Origin of the sequence: Lysobacter sp. CA196 (assembly GCF_052078695.1) — a bacterium.
GTDB lineage: Bacteria > Pseudomonadota > Gammaproteobacteria > Xanthomonadales > Xanthomonadaceae > Lysobacter.
Window position 1 is genome coordinate 47,792 of record NZ_JBQJIN010000014.1, and the last position, 17,548, is coordinate 65,339.

Below are 17,548 nucleotides of genomic sequence, written 5' to 3' on the forward strand. Positions count from 1 at the left end.
CGGAATCGGCGCCAATCAGCGCCAATCCGTCCCAATTCCGATTGATCCCGCCCTGCCCTGGGCCGAACACGAGGCGCTCCATGCGCCTCATTTCGTGATCTGGGACGGCCCGAAGGCCGTCCGAATTACCTAGTTTAGCTGTATTTCCGTGCGATTACGAGCCGCAGCGCCTCAGGAGGCGCTGGACTCCTCGCCGGTTTCGGCCACGGCAGCCGCCGGAGCCGGAGTTTCGACCACCGGGGCCGAGACCGGACCCGACAGGGCTTCCATTTCCGAGTCGGTCAGACCCGAGGCGTTCTTGCGGCGCTGGGTGTGGTACGCCAGGCCGGTACCGGCCGGGATCAGGCGTCCGACGATCACGTTTTCCTTGAGACCGCGCAGGCCGTCGCGGGTACCGCGCACGGCGGCCTCGGTGAGCACGCGGGTGGTCTCCTGGAACGACGCGGCCGAGATGAACGACTCGGTCGCCAGCGAGGCCTTGGTGATGCCGAGCAGGACCGGGTCGTACTTCGACGGGATCTCGTTGCGGGCCAGCAGGCGGGCGTTCTCTTCGACGAAGCGCTGACGCTCGATCTGCTCGCCGTGCAGGAACTTGCTGTCGCCCTGGTCGGTGATCTCGACCTTGCGCAGCATCTGGCGAACGATCACCTCGATGTGCTTGTCGTTGATCTTCACGCCCTGCAGGCGGTAGACGTCCTGGATTTCCTTGGTCAGGTACACGGCCAGCGGCTCGACGCCCAGCAGACGCAGGATGTCCTGCGGGCTCGGCTCGCCGTCCACCACGGTCTCGCCCTTCTCCACGTGCTCGCCTTCGAACACGATGATCTGGCGGTACTTCGGGATCAGCTCTTCGTGCTCTTCACCGTCGGCCTGCTTGATGATCAAGCGCTGCTTGCCCTTGGTGTCCTTGCCGAAGCTGACGATGCCCGAGACTTCGGCGAGGATCGCCGGGTCCTTGGGCTTGCGCGCTTCGAACAAGTCGGCCACGCGCGGCAGACCACCGGTGATGTCGCGGGTCTTCGACGCTTCCTGCGGAATCTTCGCGACCACGTCGCCCACGCCGACCGGCGCGCCGTCCTGCAGGTTGACGATCGAGCGCGGCGGCAGCAGGTACTGCGCCGGCAAGTCGGTGTTCGGGATCTGCAGATCCTTGCCGTTCTTGTCGACGATGCGCACGATCGGGCGCAGATCCTTGCCCATCGAGCCGCGACGCTTGGGATCGGTGATCTCGCGCGAAGCCAGGCCGGTCAGTTCGTCGGTCTTCTCGATCACGGTCACGCCGTCGACGAAGTCGATGAAGCGGATGAAACCGGCGACTTCCGAAACGATCGGGTGGTTATGCGGATCCCAGTTGGCGACGGTCTGGCCGGCCTTGATCTCGGCGCCGTCCTTGACCGCGACGGTCGCACCGTACGGCAGCTTGTAGCGCTCGCGCTCGCGGCCGTGCGGGTCGAGGACCGACAGTTCGCCCGAACGCGACACCGCGACCAGGTGGCCGTTGGCGTGAGCGACGTGCTTGAGGTTGTTGAACTTGATCGAACCGGTGGTCTTGACCGTGACGTTGTCGATCGCCGCAGCTCGCGATGCCGCACCACCGATGTGGAAGGTACGCATGGTCAGCTGGGTGCCGGGCTCGCCGATCGACTGAGCGGCGACGACGCCGACCGCTTCGCCGTGGTTGACCAGGTGACCGCGGCCCAGGTCGCGACCGTAGCAGTTGGCGCACACGCCGAAGCTGCTGGTGCAGGTGATCGTCGAGCGGACCTTGATCGACTGGACGCTGGCCTCTTCGAGCTTGGCCACCCAGGCTTCGTCGAGCAGGGTGTTGCGGGTGACGATCGGATCCTCGTCGTTGCCCGGCAGGAACACGTCCTCGGCCACGACACGGCCCAGCACGCGATCGCGCAGCGGTTCGACCACGTCGCCGCCTTCGACGATCGGGGTCATCATCAGACCTTCGAGCGTGCCGCAATCGTCTTCGGTGATCACCACGTCCTGCGCCACGTCGACCAGGCGACGGGTCAGGTAACCCGAGTTCGCCGTCTTCAACGCGGTATCGGCCAGGCCCTTACGCGCACCGTGGGTCGAGATGAAGTACTGAAGAACGTTCAGGCCTTCGCGGAAGTTCGCGGTGATCGGCGTCTCGATGATCGAGCCGTCGGGACGCGCCATCAGGCCGCGCATACCGGCCAGCTGACGGATCTGCGCCTGCGAACCGCGGGCGCCGGAGTCGGCCATGATGTAAATCGAGTTCATCGACTTCTGCGGGACGCGCTTGCCTTCGGCGTTCTCGACGGTGTCGGTGCCGATCGCGTCCATCATCGCCTTGGCCACGCGCTCGTTCGTGCGCGACCAGATGTCGACGACCTTGTTGTAGCGCTCGCCGGCGGTGACCAGACCCGACTGGTATTGCTGCTGGATTTCCAGCACTTCGGTCTCGGCTTCGGCCAGGATGCCCTTCTTCTCGCCCGGGATGATCATGTCGTCGATGCCGATCGAGACGCCGGCGCGGGTCGCGTAAGCGAAGCCGGTGTACATCAGGCGGTCGGCGAACACGACCGTGTCCTTCAGGCCGAGCATGCGGTAGCACGAGTTGATCAGACGGCTGATGTTCTTCTTGGTCAGCTCGGTGTTGGCCAGCGCGTACGGCAGACCGTCCGGCAGGATCTCGCGCAGCAGGGCGCGGCCGACGGTGGTGTCGACGATCGAGGTCTTGGGCTCGCGGGTGCCGTCCTCGTTGATCACGATCTCGCTGATGCGGACCTTGACCTTGGCGTGGATCTGCACGACGCGGTTGTCGTAGGCGCGCTTCACTTCGGCGACGTTGGCGAACACCATGCCCTCGCCCGCCTTGTTCTCCAGGGCGCGGGTCATGTAGTACAGACCCAGCACGACGTCCTGCGACGGCACGATGATCGGCTCGCCGTTGGCCGGCGACAGGATGTTGTTGGACGCCATCATCAGCGCGCGCGCTTCCAGCTGGGCTTCCAGCGAGAGCGGCACGTGGACGGCCATCTGGTCGCCGTCGAAGTCGGCGTTGAACGCGGTGCAGACCAGCGGATGCAGCTGGATCGCCTTGCCTTCGATCAACACCGGCTCGAACGCCTGGATGCCGAGACGGTGCAGGGTCGGTGCGCGGTTCAACAGCACCGGGTGCTCGCGGATCACCTCTTCGAGGATGTCCCACACCTCGGCCTCTTCACGCTCGACCAACTTCTTGGCGGCCTTGATCGTGGTGGCCAGGCCGCGACGCTGCAGCTTGGCGAAGATGAAGGGCTTGAACAGCTCCAGCGCCATCTTCTTCGGCAGACCGCACTCGTGCAGACGCAGGGTCGGGCCGACCACGATGACCGAACGGCCCGAGTAGTCGACGCGCTTGCCGAGCAAGTTCTGGCGGAAACGGCCCTGCTTGCCCTTGATCATGTCGGCGAGCGACTTGAGCGGGCGCTTGTTGGTGCCGGTGATGGCGCGGCCGCGGCGGCCGTTGTCCATCAGGGCGTCGACCGATTCCTGCAGCATGCGCTTTTCGTTGCGCACGATGATGTCGGGCGCATTGAGTTCGAGCAGGCGGCGCAGGCGGTTGTTGCGGTTGATGACGCGGCGGTACAGATCGTTCAGGTCGGAGGTCGCGAAGCGGCCGCCGTCCAGCGGCACCAGCGGGCGCAGGTCCGGCGGCAGCACCGGCAGCACGGTCATGACCATCCACTCCGGACGGTTGCCGGATTCGAGGAAGGCTTCGACCAGCTTGATGCGCTTGGTGAGGCGCTTGAGCTTGGTTTCGCTGTTGGTCGAGGCGATCTCTTCGCGCAGCTGCAGCATTTCGGCCTGCAGGTCGATCGTGCGCAGCAGGTCGTACACGGCCTCGGCGCCCATCGCGGCTTCGAAGTCGTCGCCATGCTCCTGACGCGCGGTCAGGTACTGCTCTTCGGTCAGCAGGTTGCCGCGTTCCATCGGGGTCAGGCCCGGCTCGGTCACGACATAGGCTTCGAAGTACAGGATGCGCTCGATGTCGCGCAGGGTCATGTCGAGCATCAGGCCGATGCGCGAGGGCAGCGACTTGAGGAACCAGATGTGCGCGACCGGCGAGGCCAGGTCGATGTGGCCCATGCGCTCGCGACGCACCTTGGCCAGGGTGACTTCGGTGCCGCACTTCTCGCAAACCACGCCACGGTGCTTCATGCGCTTGTACTTGCCGCACAGGCACTCGTAGTCCTTGATCGGTCCGAAGATCGCGGCGCAGAACAGGCCGTCGCGTTCGGGCTTGAAGGTACGGTAGTTGATGGTTTCCGGCTTCTTCACTTCGCCGAACGACCACGAACGGATCAGGTCGGGCGAAGCCAGCGCGATCTTGATCGCGTCGAAGTCCAGCGCGGGACGCTGCTGGTTGAAGAGATTGAGCAAGTCTTTCATGGGTTTCTCCGGGAATCGGGAATAGAGAATGGGGAATCGTCAAGCGGGTTTCGGGAGGGACTCGGGTCGCTGTCGCGGCTGCCGACTCCCACACCCGATTCCCGGCCGTCCTCAGTTCTCTTCCAGCTCCATGTTGATCGCGAGCGAGCGGATTTCCTTCACGAGCACGTTGAAGGACTCCGGCATGCCGGCGACCATTTCGTACTCGCCGTCGACGATGTTCTTGTACATCTGGTTGCGGCCCTGCACGTCGTCGGACTTCACCGTCAGCATTTCCTGCAGGGTGTAGGCCGCGCCGTAGGCTTCCAGCGCCCAGACTTCCATTTCGCCGAAACGCTGGCCGCCGAACTGCGCCTTGCCGCCCAGCGGCTGCTGGGTGACGAGCGAGTACGGACCGGTCGAACGCGCGTGCATCTTGTCGTCGACGAGGTGGTTCAGCTTCAGCATGTGCATGTAGCCGATCGTGACCGGACGCTCGAACGCTTCGCCGGTGCGGCCGTCGTGCAGGATCGTCTGACCGCTGCTCGGCAGTTCGGCCAGCTCGAGCATGCGCTTGATCTCGAACTCGGCCGCGCCGTCGAACACCGGGGTCGCCATCGGCACGCCGTCGACCAGGTTGTGCGCCAGGGTCAGCAGCTCTTCGTCGGTGAATTGCTTCAGGTCGACGCGCTGGCCGTGCAGCTTCTGGTCGTGGTTGTAGATGTCGTCGAGGAACTTGCGCAGTTCGGCGATCTTCTGCTGCGCCTCCAGCATGCGCTGGATCTTCTGGCCCAGGCCCTTGGCGGCCCAGCCCAGATGCACTTCGAGGATCTGGCCGATGTTCATACGCGACGGCACGCCCAGCGGGTTCAGCACGATGTCGACGGTCTGGCCGTCGGCCGCGTACGGCATGTCCTCGACCGGCACGATGGTCGACACGACGCCCTTGTTGCCGTGACGGCCGGCCATCTTGTCGCCCGGCTGGATGCGGCGCTTGACCGCCAGGAACACCTTGACCATCTTCAGCACGCCCGGCGCGAGGTCGTCGCCCTGGGTGATCTTGCCGCGCTTGTCGGCGAAGCGGCGATCGAATTCCTTCTGATGGACGTCGATCTGCTTCTGGGCGCGTTCGATCGCTTCGATCGCTTCCTCGTCCTTCATGCGCAGGGTGAACCAATCGGACTTCTTCAGGCCGTCGAGCACCAGGCTGGTGACCGTGTCGCCCTTCTTCAGGCCGGCGCCGCCGTTGGCGGTCTTGCCGATCAGCTGCGAACGCAGACGGTCGTAGATCGCCGCTTCGAGGATGCGGAACTGGTCGTCGAAGTCCTTCTTGACGCGACGGATTTCCGACTCTTCGATCTGGCGGGCGCGCTTGTCCTTCTCGATGCCGTCGCGGGTGAAGACCTGCACGTCGATGACGGTGCCGTCCATGCCCGGGGGCACGCGCAGCGAGCTGTCCTTAACGTCGGAAGCCTTCTCGCCGAAGATCGCGCGCAGCAGCTTCTCTTCCGGGGTCAGCTGGCTTTCGCCCTTCGGCGTGACCTTGCCGACCAGGATGTCGCCGGCGCGGACTTCGGCGCCGATGTACACCACGCCCGACTCGTCGAGGCGGTTCAGCGCCTGCTCGGAGACGTTCGGGATGTCGGCGGAGATTTCCTCCGGCCCCAGCTTGGTGTCGCGGGCGACGCAGGTCAGCTCTTCGATGTGGATCGTGGTGTAGCGATCCTCTTCGACCACGCGCTCGGAGAGCAGGATCGAGTCTTCGAAGTTGTAGCCGTTCCACGGCATGAACGCGACCAGCATGTTCTGGCCGAGCGCGAGCTCGCCGATGTCGGTCGAGGGGCCGTCGGCCAGCACGTCGCCGCGGGCGATGACGTCGCCGACCTTGACCAACGGGCTCTGGTTGATACAGGTGTTCTGGTTCGAACGCGTGTACTTGATCAGGTTGTAGATGTCGACGCCGGCATCGGTGACGCCGGAGATTTCCGACTCGTTGACCTTGACCACGATGCGGGCCGCGTCGATCTGCTCGATCGTGCCGCCGCGCAGCGCATTCACGGTCACGCCCGAGTCGCGCGCCACGGCGCGCTCGATGCCGGTACCGACCAGCGGCTTCTGCGCCTTCAGGGTCGGGACGGCCTGGCGCTGCATGTTGGCGCCCATCAACGCGCGGTTGGCGTCGTCGTGCTCGAGGAACGGAACCAGCGCGGCCGCGACCGACACGGTCTGCATCGGCGAGACGTCCATGAAGTGGATCTCGGACGGCGGCTTGAGCAGGGTTTCGCCCTGGTAACGGCAGGCGACGAACTGCGAGCTGATCATGCCCTTGTCGTCCTGCGGCGCGTTGGCCTGGGCGATGACGTACTCGTTCTCTTCGATCGCCGACAAGAACTCGACGTCATCGGTGACCTTGCCGTCCACGACCTTGCGGTACGGCGTCTCAAGGAAGCCGTACTTGTTGGTGCGGGCGAACACGGCCAGCGAGTTGATCAGGCCGATGTTCGGGCCTTCAGGCGTTTCGATGGTGCAGACGCGGCCGTAATGGGTCGGATGCACGTCGCGCACTTCGAAGCCGGCGCGCTCGCGGGTCAGGCCGCCCGGGCCGAGGGCCGACACGCGACGCTTGTGCGTGACTTCCGACAGCGGGTTGTTCTGGTCCATGAACTGCGACAGCTGCGAGGAGCCGAAGAACTCCTTGATCGCGGCGGCCACCGGCTTGGCGTTGATCAGTTCCTGCGGCGTGAGGCCTTCGGATTCCGCCATCGACAGGCGTTCCTTGACCGCGCGCTCGACGCGTACCAGGCCGACGCGGAAGGTGTTCTCGGCCATTTCGCCGACCGAACGCACGCGACGGTTGCCCAGGTGATCGATGTCGTCGACCACGCCGCGGCCGTTGCGGATCTCGGTCAGCACGCGAATGACGTCGAGGATGTCCGAGGTCTTGCCCAGCTCGTTGCGCAGGCGCACGGACTCGTCGTCCTTGCGCTCGGCGAAGTACTTGGCGTCGTACAGCACCGAGGCGCCGAGGGTTTCCTTGCGGCCGATGCGGCGGTTGAACTTCATCCGGCCGACGCCCGACAGGTCGTAGCGCTCGAAGGTGAAAAACAGGTTGTGGAACAGGTTCTGCGCGGCGTCCTTGGTCGGCGGCTCGCCCGGACGCATCATCCGGTAGATTTCGACCAGGGCTTCCAGCTGCGTCTTCGACGGGTCGATGCGCAGGGTGTTGGAGATGTACGGGCCGCGGTCGAGGTCGTTGACCCAGATCGTGCCGACCGACTCGATGCCGGCCTTGCGGAACGCGGCGAGCTGGTCGTCGCTGATTTCGTCGTTGGCCGTGGCCAGCAGTTCGCCGGAACGGGTGTCGACGACGTCGTGCGAGAGGATGCGGCCGACCAGGTAGCTGTCGGGCACGGCCAGCGCGGCGATGCCGGACTGCTCGAGCTGCTTGACGTGGCGCGCAGTGATGCGCTTGCCGGCTTCGACGATGACCTTGTCGCCGTCGGCCAGATCGAAGTCCAGGGTTTCGCCGCGCAGGCGCTCGGAGACCAGCTCCCACTGCACGCCCTCGGACATGATGTGGAAGGTGTTGATCTCGAAGAACTCGGCGAGCATTTCTTCGTTGTTGTAGCCGAGCGCGCGCAGCAGCACGGTGACCGGCAGCTTGCGGCGACGGTCGATACGGGTGAACAGGGCGTCCTTCGGGTCGAACTCGAAGTCGAGCCAGGAACCGCGATACGGAATGATGCGGGCGCTGTACAGCAGCTTGCCCGAGCTGTGGGTCTTGCCGCGGTCGTGGTCGAAGAACACGCCGGGCGAACGGTGCAGCTGCGAGACGATGACGCGCTCGGTGCCGTTGACGATGAAGGTGCCGTTGTCGGTCATGAGCGGGATTTCGCCCATGTAGACCTCCTGCTCCTTCACGTACTTGATGGCCTTGGTCGACGACTCGCGGTCGTAGATCACCAGGCGCACGGTCACGCGCAGCGGGGCGCCGTAGGACAGGCCGCGGTTGCGGCACTCGCGCTCATCGAACACCGGGTCGCCGAGCTTGTAGCCGACGTATTCGAGAGCAGCGTTGCCGCTGTAGCTGGAGATCGGGAACACCGACTTGAGGGCGGCGTGCAGGCCGCGATCGGCGCGCTTGGCCGGGTCGGTGTGTTCCTGCAGGAATTCGCGATAGGAGTCGACCTGGATCGCGAGCAGGAACGGCACTTCGAGGATGGATTTGCGCTTGCCGAAATCCTTGCGGATGCGCTTCTTTTCGGTGAACGAATAGTTCGTGGAAGCTGTGGTCATGGTGAGCTACCGCCTCGATTAACTTTAAATGGGCCGGGAAAGCCGCCGTGGCGTCCTTCCGGGCAGACCGCGCGTCCGCGGTCCGGGGGAACAAGGGAAAATTGCCAGTGGGAAGTCGCTGGTATTGCCGGCACCAGCACGCCTTCTCCCGCTACTTCCGACTGGTAACTCGGATGACGCCGGGAACATCGATTCCCGTGGAACGGCCAAAGGCCGGGGACTTTCGTCCCCAGCCTTCAGTGGTCGCCAAAGTGACTCGGCGACGCAAGTACGACTTACTTGACTTCGACAGCTGCACCAGCGGCTTCGAGGTCCTTCTTGAACTTCTCGGCGTCGGCCTTCGAGACGGCTTCCTTCACGGTCTGCGGAGCGCCTTCGACCAGGTCCTTCGCTTCCTTCAGGCCCAGGCCGGTGATGGCGCGGACGGCCTTGATGACTTCGACCTTCTTCTCGCCGGCAGCCTTCAGGATGACGTTGAACTCGGTCTGCTCTTCGACCGGAGCAGCGGCTTCAGCGGCGACGCCGGCGACGACCGGAGCAGCGGCGGAAACGCCGAACTTCTCTTCGATCGCGCGGACGAGTTCCATGACTTCCATCAGGCTCTTTTCGGCGATGGCTTCGACGATTTGTTCGTTGGAAAGGGACATTTGAATAACCTCAGGAAATATTGATCTTACGAATCGGATTCAGTGAAGCGGTCGCGAATGCGGGGCGGCGATTACGCCGGTTCCGCTTCGGCCGGAGCTTCGACAGCGACTTCGCCGCCGCCCTGCTGGTCGGCCACGGCCTTGACGGCGCGGGCGAACATGCTGGCGGGTTCGGACAGGACGCGGGCCAGCATGGCCAGAGCCTGTTCGAGGGTCGGCAACGAGGCGAGCACGTCGACGTGGCTGGCCGGGTACACCTGGCCTCCCAACGCGACGACCTTGGCCTGCAGCTTGTCGTTGCCCTTGGCGAATTCCTTGATCAGACGACCGGCAGCGCCGGGTTCTTCCGTCGAGAACGCATACAGCAACGGACCGACGAGCTTGTCTTGGACGCACTCGTATTCGGTACCGGCAACGGCACGCGAAGCCAGGGTGTTCTTGACGACACGCAAGTACACACCGGTTTCACGAGCCTTCTTGCGCATCGCGGTCAGTTGAGCAACCGTGATGCCTGCGTACTCGGCAGCAATCAAGGAGTGAGCCTTGGCGGCGACTTCTGCCAGTTCGGCGACTACTTCTTGCTTCTGAGACAGATTAAGAGCCATTGCACTCCTCCAAGGCCGGGATTCGGGATTCGTGAGAGGAGAGCGGCAAAGCGGCTTGCGCCTGGCTTCGACCGATCCCCGATCCCGTACTACCCATCCCGGCACTATTAACTCCGCTTACGGCTCCTGCCGCTTGCGGTCCTGGGCGGCGACCGTCCTTGGCGCCGGGGACGCCGAAGGCATCCCGGGTGGTGGCCTTTCCTGAAAATAGTTTCAGGGGCGGCACCATCTACGCCGGCCCGGCTCCGAAGAGTCCGAATTAAGCGATCCCGCTGTACCGACGGCGACTCCTTGCCGTGTCGAGCTTCCGTGCCCGTCGTCGGTATGCGCTGACCGCGCCTGCGGTCTTTGACGGCTATCGGTCGGGAGCGGACTCCCTTGCGATGCCCTCAAATGCTAGGAACGAGTTGAGAGGAGTGGGAAACGAGTTAGAACGACTAGGCTTGCCGCTCACTCCTCATTCCTCTTCACTCATTCCTGTTGTTCGATTACTTCAGCGTCAGCGAGGTCAGATCGACGGTCACGCCCGGACCCATGGTCGAGCTGATCGAGATCTTCTGCAGGTACTGACCCTTGGCGGTCGCCGGCTTGGCCTTGATCAGGTCGAGCAGCAGCGCCTGCAGGTTGTCCTTCAGCGAGGCGTCTTCGAACGAAGCCTTGCCCAGGGTGCAGTGGATGATGCCGGCCTTGTCGGTGCGGTAACGCACCTGGCCGCCCTTGGCGTTCTTGACCGCTTCGGCCGGGTTCGGCGAGACGGTGCCGACCTTCGGGTTCGGCATCAGGCCGCGCGGGCCGAGCACCTGGCCCAGCTTACCGACGACGCGCATGGCGTCCGGGGTGGCGATGACGACGTCGTAGTTCAGATCGCCGGCCTGCATCTTCTCGGCCAGGTCGTCCATACCGACGGCTTCGGCGCCGGCGGCCAGGGCCTCGTCGGCCTTCGCGCCGGCCGGGGCGAACACCGCCACGCGCACGGTCTTGCCGGTGCCGGCCGGGAGCACGGTCGAGCCGCGGACCTGCTGGTCGGACTTCTTCGCGTCCACGCCCAGGCGCACGGCGACGTCGACGGACTCGACGAACTTGGCCTTGGTCGCGGTCTTGACGATCTTGACCGCTTCTTCGAACGGATAGGCCTTGCCCGGGACCACAGCTGCCTTGATTGCTTTTTCGCGCTTCGTGATTGCCATGATCAGCCCTCCACCACCAGACCCATGCTGCGGGCCGAACCCGCAATCGTCTTCACTGCCGCTTCCAGGTCGGCCGCGGTCAGATCCGCTTCCTTCGCCTTGGCGATGTCTTCGAGCTGCTTACGGGTGACCTTGCCCACCTTCTCGGTGTTCGGGCGCTTGGAGCCCGACGAGATGCCGGCGGCCTTCTTGAGCAGGACCGAAGCCGGGGTGCTCTTGGTGACGAAGGTGAAGGTACGGTCCGAGTAGGCCGTGATGATGACCGGGGTCGGCAGACCCGGCTCGAGCTTGGAGGTCGCAGCGTTGAACGCCTTGCAGAACTCCATGATGTTCAGGCCGCGCTGACCCAGCGCAGGACCGACCGGCGGCGAGGGGTTGGCCTGACCGGCCTTCACCTGCAGCTTGATGTAACCGACTACTTTCTTTGCCATTGCTCTGCTCTCCGGGTGCTAGCGCCTGGACCTCAGGCTCCCCATCGGGCCGGAAATCGCGCGTTCCGGCATCGCGTTTTGCTTGCGCAGACAGCCGCCCCGGACCTTTCGAGAGGGGGCAGCTGCATGAGTAGGGCCACCGCATCTAGGCAGTGAGCCGCGCACTATATCAGGTTTTGCGGAAAACAACACGACGAGGCCCGGCAAGCCGGGCCTCGTACGATGCGGTCAGCCAGGCCGGGGCCGGGCTCAGGTGGCCTTTTCGACCTGCCCGAATTCCAGCTCGACCGGGGTCGAGCGGCCGAAGATCAGCACCGCGACGCGCAGGCGGCTCTTCTCGTAGTTGATTTCCTCGACCACGCCGTTGAAATCGACGAACGGGCCATCGACCACGCGGACCATCTCGCCCGGCTCGAACAGCACCTTCGGACGCGGCTTCTCGACGCCTTCCTGAACGCGCTGAAGGATCCGGTCCGCTTCGCGGTCCTGGATCGGCAGGGGACGATCGGCGGTGCCGCCGATGAAGCCCATGACCTTCGGGGTTTCCTTGATCAGATGCCAGCTTTCGCTGTCGATGCGCGGAATGCCGGCTTCGTCGTGCGTGGCGATCTGGACCAGGACGTAGCCCGGGAAAAATTTACGCTCGGACCGGCGCTTCTGGCCGGAACGCATTTCGACGACCTCTTCGGTCGGCACCAGGACGTCGCCGAAGCGCTCCTGCATCTCGAAACGGACGATACGGTCGCGCAGCGCTTGCGCTACGGACTTTTCGAAGCCGGAATACGCATGTACCACGTACCAGCGCTTGTTATCTTGCGAATTCACGTCGGTCGTCTCCTCAACGCGACAGCAGGAACTTGACCGCAGCCTGGATCACATAATCGAAGCCGGACAGGATGAGGCTGAGAATCGCGACCGCGATCATGACCACCCAGGTGGTCTTGAGCGCTTCTTCGCGGGTCGGCCAGACCACCTTGCGCAACTCGAAACGCGATTCCGAGAGGAATTCGCGGGTCTGTGCACCCTTGGTGGAAAACATGAACACCACCGCGCCGGCGAGCAGGCCGGCGACGACCACGCCGCTACGCAGCGGGCCGCTCCAGTTCTCGAACCAGAGGTAGGCGAACACACCGCCCAGCGCAAGCAGCAGCGCCAGCGCGTACTTGGCGATATCACCGGCACCGCCGGATTTATGTTGTTCGGCCTTGCTGTTCATTCTCGGGGCGATTCCCTCGCGAAAGCCCGCCCATCCCTGCGCGGCCCTTTCAATGCATTCCAGTCGCCGGATCGTCCGAGCCGGCTCGGTATCGAGTGGCACGCCAGGAGGGACTCGAACCCCCAACCTGCGGTTTTGGAGACCGCTGCTCTGCCAATTGAGCTACTGGCGTACGTCTTTGAAGTCTTCAACCCGACTCGGCGCCCGAATCGGGCCCGGGATCGAGCGGATATTCCAAGGTGTACTAAACAACGAAGGCGGACCGGGTTGCCGGCCCGCCGTTCGCGGCTTGCGGCGGCCTTGCGACCGCCGCGATGGTGCGATTACTTGATGATCTTGGCCACGACGCCGGCGCCGACGGTACGGCCGCCTTCGCGGATCGCGAAACGCAGGCCTTCGTCCATCGCCACCGGGTTGATCAGCGTGACCACCATCTTCACGTTGTCGCCCGGCATCACCATCTCGACGCCCTCCGGCAGCTCGCAAGCGCCGGTGATGTCGGTGGTGCGGAAGTAGAACTGCGGACGGTAGCCCTTGAAGAACGGGGTGTGACGGCCGCCTTCGTCCTTCGACAGCACATAGACTTCGGCTTCGAAGTCGGTGTGCGGCTTGATCGAACCCGGCTTGCACAGCACCTGGCCGCGCTCGACGTCGTCGCGCTTGGTGCCGCGCAGCAGCAGACCGGCGTTGTCGCCCGCCTGACCCTGGTCGAGCAGCTTGCGGAACATTTCCACGCCCGTGACCGTCGTCTTCTGGGTCGGACGGATACCGACGATTTCGATTTCGTCACCGACCTTCACGATGCCGCGCTCGATACGGCCGGTCACCACGGTGCCGCGGCCCGAGATCGAGAACACGTCTTCCACCGGCATCAGGAACGGCTTGTCGACGTCGCGCTCCGGCTGCGGGATGAAGCTGTCCAGCGCTTCCACCAGACGCAGGATCGACGGCACGCCGATTTCGCTCTGGTCGCCTTCCAGCGCCAGACGCGCCGAACCGTGGATGATCGGGGTGTCGTCGCCCGGGAAGTCGTACTTGGTCAGCAGCTCGCGCACTTCCATCTCGACCAGTTCGAGCAGCTCGGCGTCGTCCACCATGTCGGCCTTGTTCAGGAACACGACGATGTACGGCACGCCGACCTGACGCGACAACAGGATGTGCTCGCGGGTCTGCGGCATCGGGCCGTCAGCGGCCGAGCACACCAGGATCGCGCCGTCCATCTGCGCCGCACCGGTGATCATGTTCTTCACGTAGTCGGCGTGGCCCGGGCAGTCGACGTGCGCGTAATGGCGGTTCGCCGATTCGTATTCCACGTGTGCCGTCGAGATCGTGATGCCGCGCGCCTTTTCTTCCGGCGCCGCGTCGATCGCGTCGTATGCCTTGAACTCGCCACCGAAACGCTCGGCGCCCACCTTCGTCAGCGCCGCCGTCAGCGTCGTCTTGCCGTGGTCAACGTGGCCGATCGTGCCGACGTTCACGTGCGGCTTGGTGCGCTCGAATTTACCCTTAGCCATGGCTGTCGCTTCTCGTTTGTGGGTCTGTATGTCGCGGCGGCTGTTGGTAAAGCAGCCTTGTCTTGCTTTGGATGGTGCTCACGAAAGGAATCGAACCTTCGACCTCCTCCTTACCAAGGAGGTGCTCTACCGACTGAGCTACGTGAGCGTGAAACCTGGGTGCTGCGATCCGCCTGCGCGGGCTTTACTGCAATGGGACCGATGCGGGCGAATTCAACGGTATCCGTCGACCGAGCCGTTCAATGGAGCGGGAGACGGGATTCGAACCCGCATTATCAGCTTGGAAGGCTGAGGCTCTAACCATTGAACTACTCCCGCGCCGCGTACAGCCATTACAGCGTTGGAACTTCGATCTGCAACTTTAAACTGAAACCGGCATTACCGATATCGCTGGAGCCGACATCGTTGCAACTGATTCCACTCGTGCCTCCGCGCCAGCATCCGTCGAACCCTGAAACCCGACGAACGATTGCCTGTCGCGATGAAACTGGTGGAGGGAGGTGGATTCGAACCACCGAAGGCGTAAGCCAGCAGATTTACAGTCTGCCCCCGTTGGCCGCTTGGGTATCCCTCCAAAAGAGCCCGTAATTCTGGCGCGCGTTCTTCAGGAAGTCAACGCGTTTTCGCACAACTTTTTTCGGAATCCACTCGCGCCGGCCGAACCTGCCGCCGGGCGACCCCGAAACGGCCGCATAGTGTACTCAGACATTGAACCGGAAGTGCAGCACATCGCCCTCTTGGACGCGATATTCCTTGCCTTCCAGGCGCAGACGCCCGGCATCGCGGGCTCCCGACTCGCCCTTGTACTTGATGAAATCGTCGTAGGAGATGGTTTCGGCGCGGATGAAGCCCTTCTCGAAGTCGGTGTGGATCACCGCAGCGGCCTGCGGCGCGGTCGAGCCGGCCTTGACCGTCCAGGCGCGCACTTCCTTGACCCCGGCGGTGAAATAGGTCTGCAGGCCCAGCAGCTCGTAGCCGGCGCGGATGACCCGGTTGAGGCCGGGCTCGGCCAGGCCCAGATCGGCCAGGAAGGTGTCGCGGTCGGCGTCGTCGAGCTGGCTCAGCTCTTCCTCGATCGCGGCCGAGACCGGCACCACCTGGGCGCCCTCGAGCTTGGCGCGCTCGCGCACCGCATCCAGGTGCGGGTTGTTCTCGAAACCGTCCTCGAGCACGTTGGCGACGTACATCACCGGCTTGAGGGTGAGCAGGAACAGATCGCGCAGGGCGGCCTTGTCGTCCTCGGACAGGCTCAGCGCGCGCGCCGGCTTGCCGGCATCCAGGCCCTCGCGCACGCGGCCCAGGACCTCCTTGCGCACGATCGCTTCCTTGTCGCCGGTCTTGGCCGAGCGCTCGGCGCGCTGGTAGGCCTTCTCGACGCTTTCCAGGTCGGCCAGGGCCAGCTCGGTATCGATGGTCTCGATATCGGCGATCGGGTCGACCTTGTTGTTGACGTGGATGACGTCCGGATTCTCGAAGCAGCGCACCACGTGGGTGATCGCGTCGACTTCGCGGATGTGGGCGAGGAACTTGTTGCCCAGGCCCTGCCCGCTCGCGGCGCCGGCGACCAGGCCGGCGATGTCGACGAACTCGACCGCGGTGGGCAGCAGCTTCTGCGGCTTGACGATGTCGGCCAGCGCGTTCAGGCGCGGATCCGGCACCGGCACGGCGCCGACGTTCGGCTCGATCGTGCAGAACGGGAAGTTCGCCGCGGCGATCCCAGCCTTGGTCAGGGCGTTGAAAAGGGTCGACTTGCCCACGTTGGGCAGGCCGACGATGCCGCATTTGATACCCATGGCTTTGATCCGGTATTCGTGATTCGAGATTTGGGATTGGGAACTCGCAGGCGACGGCGCCTGGCGAACCCCCAATCCCGAATCCCTAATTACGGGGCGTGTGCAGGCGGGTCATGGCGTCCATCAGGTTGCCCTGCACCGCCAGCGGCATGACTTCGATGGCGTCGTCGATCGCGCGCAGGATCGTCGCCTCGTCGTCCTTGCCGGGACGTCCGAGCACCCAGGGAGTGACCTTGTCCTTGTGGCCGGGGTGGCCGATGCCGATACGCAGGCGGTGGAACTTGCCGTGACCGAGCAACTGGATGGTGTCGCGCAAACCGTTCTGGCCGCCGTGGCCGCCGTCGAACTTGAGACGGGCGGTGCCGGGCGCGAGATCGAGCTCGTCGTGCGCCAGCAGCGCCTCCTCGGGCTCGATCTTCCAGTAGCGCAGGGCCGCGGTGACCGACTTGCCCGACAGGTTCATGAACGTGGCCGGCTTGAGCAGCCAGACCGGACGCCCGGCGATCTCGATCTTCGAGGTTTCGCCGAACAATTTGGATTCCAGGCCGAACCGGCCGCCGAACTTTTCGTTCAGGGCGTCCACAAACCAGAACCCGGCATTGTGCCGGGTCCGGGTGTGTTCCGACCCCGGGTTGCCGAGGCCGACGATCAGGCGCAGATCTGCCATCGCGTAAGACTATCCGTGTACGCAAACCGGCGCGCCGATCAGGGCGCGCCGGTCCACGATCACTTCTTGTCTTCGTCCTTCTTGGCGACCTTCGCAGCCGGCACTTCGGCGACCGGCGCCTCGACGGCTTCTTCGGCCTCTTCCTTGCCGTGCTTGGCGATCACGACGGCGACGTCGTGTTCCTTGCCCAGCTTCAGCTCGGGAATCTCGACGCCCTTCGGCAGCTTGAGCTCCGAGAGGTGGACGATGTCGCCGACGGCGAGCGCGGACAGGTCGATCTCGAGGAACTCCGGCAGGTCCTTCGGCAGGCAGCTGATTTCGACTTCGTTGAGCTCGTGGGTCACCACGACGTCGGCAGCCTTGCCGGCCGGCGACTTGTCTTCGTTGAGGAAGTGCAGCGGCACCGCGACGCGGATGGCCTGGTTCTCATCCACGCGCTGGAAGTCCAGGTGCATGATGATCTGCTTGTACGGGTGGCGCTGCATATCGCGCAGCAGCACGCTCTCGCTCTTGCCGTCGACATCGAGGGTCAGGATCGAGGAGTAGAACCACTCGTGCTGGCTGGCCAGCCACACTTTCTCGTGATCGAGCTGGATCGGCTGCGGCGTAGCCTTGCCGCCGTAGATGATGGCCGGGATGCTGGCGGCACGACGCAGGCGGCGGCTCGCACCCTTCCCCTCGACGTTGCGGCCAGTGGCCTTGATGATGTGTTCGGACATTGTCGTTTACTCACTTTGCAGCATTAGGATCGCCTCGCGGCGATTTGGAGACTCATCCGCGACCAGATGAGCCTGGATCGGGAC

Annotated in this window: 12 protein-coding genes and 4 tRNA genes; all 16 read right to left on the minus strand. The window is 64.3% G+C overall.

Going from position 1 to position 17,548, the window contains the following annotated elements:
* Nucleotides 1-171 precede the first annotated feature (171 nt).
* Nucleotides 172-4,410, minus strand: a complete 4,239-nt coding sequence (gene rpoC, locus ACTOWK_RS13925) for a DNA-directed RNA polymerase subunit beta' (RefSeq protein WP_441330734.1) — start codon at nucleotides 4,408-4,410, stop codon at nucleotides 172-174.
* Nucleotides 4,411-4,521: 111 nt separating this feature from the next.
* Nucleotides 4,522-8,685 carry a DNA-directed RNA polymerase subunit beta gene (rpoB, locus tag ACTOWK_RS13930; RefSeq protein WP_441330735.1) on the minus strand — a complete coding sequence of 1,388 codons (4,164 nt, stop codon included), beginning with the start codon at nucleotides 8,683-8,685 and terminating at the stop codon, nucleotides 4,522-4,524.
* A gap of 275 nt (nucleotides 8,686-8,960) precedes the next feature.
* Nucleotides 8,961-9,332 (minus strand): 50S ribosomal protein L7/L12, encoded by a 372-nt coding sequence (rplL, locus tag ACTOWK_RS13935; RefSeq protein WP_057918903.1) that lies wholly within the window; start codon nucleotides 9,330-9,332, stop codon nucleotides 8,961-8,963.
* A 71-nt stretch (nucleotides 9,333-9,403) separates the two neighbouring features.
* The gene (rplJ, locus tag ACTOWK_RS13940) at nucleotides 9,404-9,937 is read right to left on the minus strand and encodes a 50S ribosomal protein L10 (RefSeq protein ID WP_441330736.1); all 534 of its coding nucleotides are present in this window, start codon (nucleotides 9,935-9,937) and stop codon (nucleotides 9,404-9,406) included.
* 488 nt (nucleotides 9,938-10,425) lie between these two features.
* Nucleotides 10,426-11,124 (minus strand): 50S ribosomal protein L1, encoded by a 699-nt coding sequence (gene rplA, locus ACTOWK_RS13945; RefSeq protein WP_441330737.1) that lies wholly within the window; start codon nucleotides 11,122-11,124, stop codon nucleotides 10,426-10,428.
* A gap of 2 nt (nucleotides 11,125-11,126) precedes the next feature.
* Entirely contained in the window at nucleotides 11,127-11,555 is a 429-nt protein-coding gene (rplK, locus tag ACTOWK_RS13950; protein ID WP_031373756.1) for a 50S ribosomal protein L11, read from the minus strand.
* A 249-nt stretch (nucleotides 11,556-11,804) separates the two neighbouring features.
* On the minus strand, nucleotides 11,805-12,380 hold the full coding sequence (gene nusG, locus ACTOWK_RS13955; protein ID WP_441330738.1) for a transcription termination/antitermination protein NusG: 576 nt from the start codon (nucleotides 12,378-12,380) through the stop codon (nucleotides 11,805-11,807).
* Nucleotides 12,381-12,393: 13 nt separating this feature from the next.
* The gene (gene secE / locus ACTOWK_RS13960) at nucleotides 12,394-12,771 is read right to left on the minus strand and encodes a preprotein translocase subunit SecE (protein ID WP_057918904.1); all 378 of its coding nucleotides are present in this window, start codon (nucleotides 12,769-12,771) and stop codon (nucleotides 12,394-12,396) included.
* Nucleotides 12,772-12,867: 96 nt separating this feature from the next.
* Nucleotides 12,868-12,943, minus strand: a tRNA-Trp gene (locus ACTOWK_RS13965).
* Nucleotides 12,944-13,094: 151 nt separating this feature from the next.
* Nucleotides 13,095-14,285 (minus strand): elongation factor Tu, encoded by a 1,191-nt coding sequence (gene tuf, locus ACTOWK_RS13970; RefSeq protein WP_441330732.1) that lies wholly within the window; start codon nucleotides 14,283-14,285, stop codon nucleotides 13,095-13,097.
* Between the two features lie 72 nt (nucleotides 14,286-14,357).
* Nucleotides 14,358-14,433, minus strand: a tRNA-Thr gene (locus ACTOWK_RS13975).
* 95 nt (nucleotides 14,434-14,528) lie between these two features.
* Nucleotides 14,529-14,603, minus strand: a tRNA-Gly gene (locus ACTOWK_RS13980).
* Nucleotides 14,604-14,773: 170 nt separating this feature from the next.
* Nucleotides 14,774-14,859 (minus strand) — tRNA-Tyr (locus tag ACTOWK_RS13985).
* A gap of 127 nt (nucleotides 14,860-14,986) precedes the next feature.
* On the minus strand, nucleotides 14,987-16,078 hold the full coding sequence (gene ychF / locus ACTOWK_RS13990; protein WP_441330739.1) for a redox-regulated ATPase YchF: 1,092 nt from the start codon (nucleotides 16,076-16,078) through the stop codon (nucleotides 14,987-14,989).
* An 85-nt stretch (nucleotides 16,079-16,163) separates the two neighbouring features.
* Nucleotides 16,164-16,745: an aminoacyl-tRNA hydrolase gene (gene pth / locus ACTOWK_RS13995; RefSeq protein WP_441330740.1), complete on the minus strand. Its 582-nt coding sequence runs from the start codon at nucleotides 16,743-16,745 to the stop codon at nucleotides 16,164-16,166.
* A 59-nt stretch (nucleotides 16,746-16,804) separates the two neighbouring features.
* Nucleotides 16,805-17,464 carry a 50S ribosomal protein L25/general stress protein Ctc gene (locus tag ACTOWK_RS14000; RefSeq protein WP_441330741.1) on the minus strand — a complete coding sequence of 220 codons (660 nt, stop codon included), beginning with the start codon at nucleotides 17,462-17,464 and terminating at the stop codon, nucleotides 16,805-16,807.
* Nucleotides 17,465-17,548: the final 84 nt, after the last annotated feature.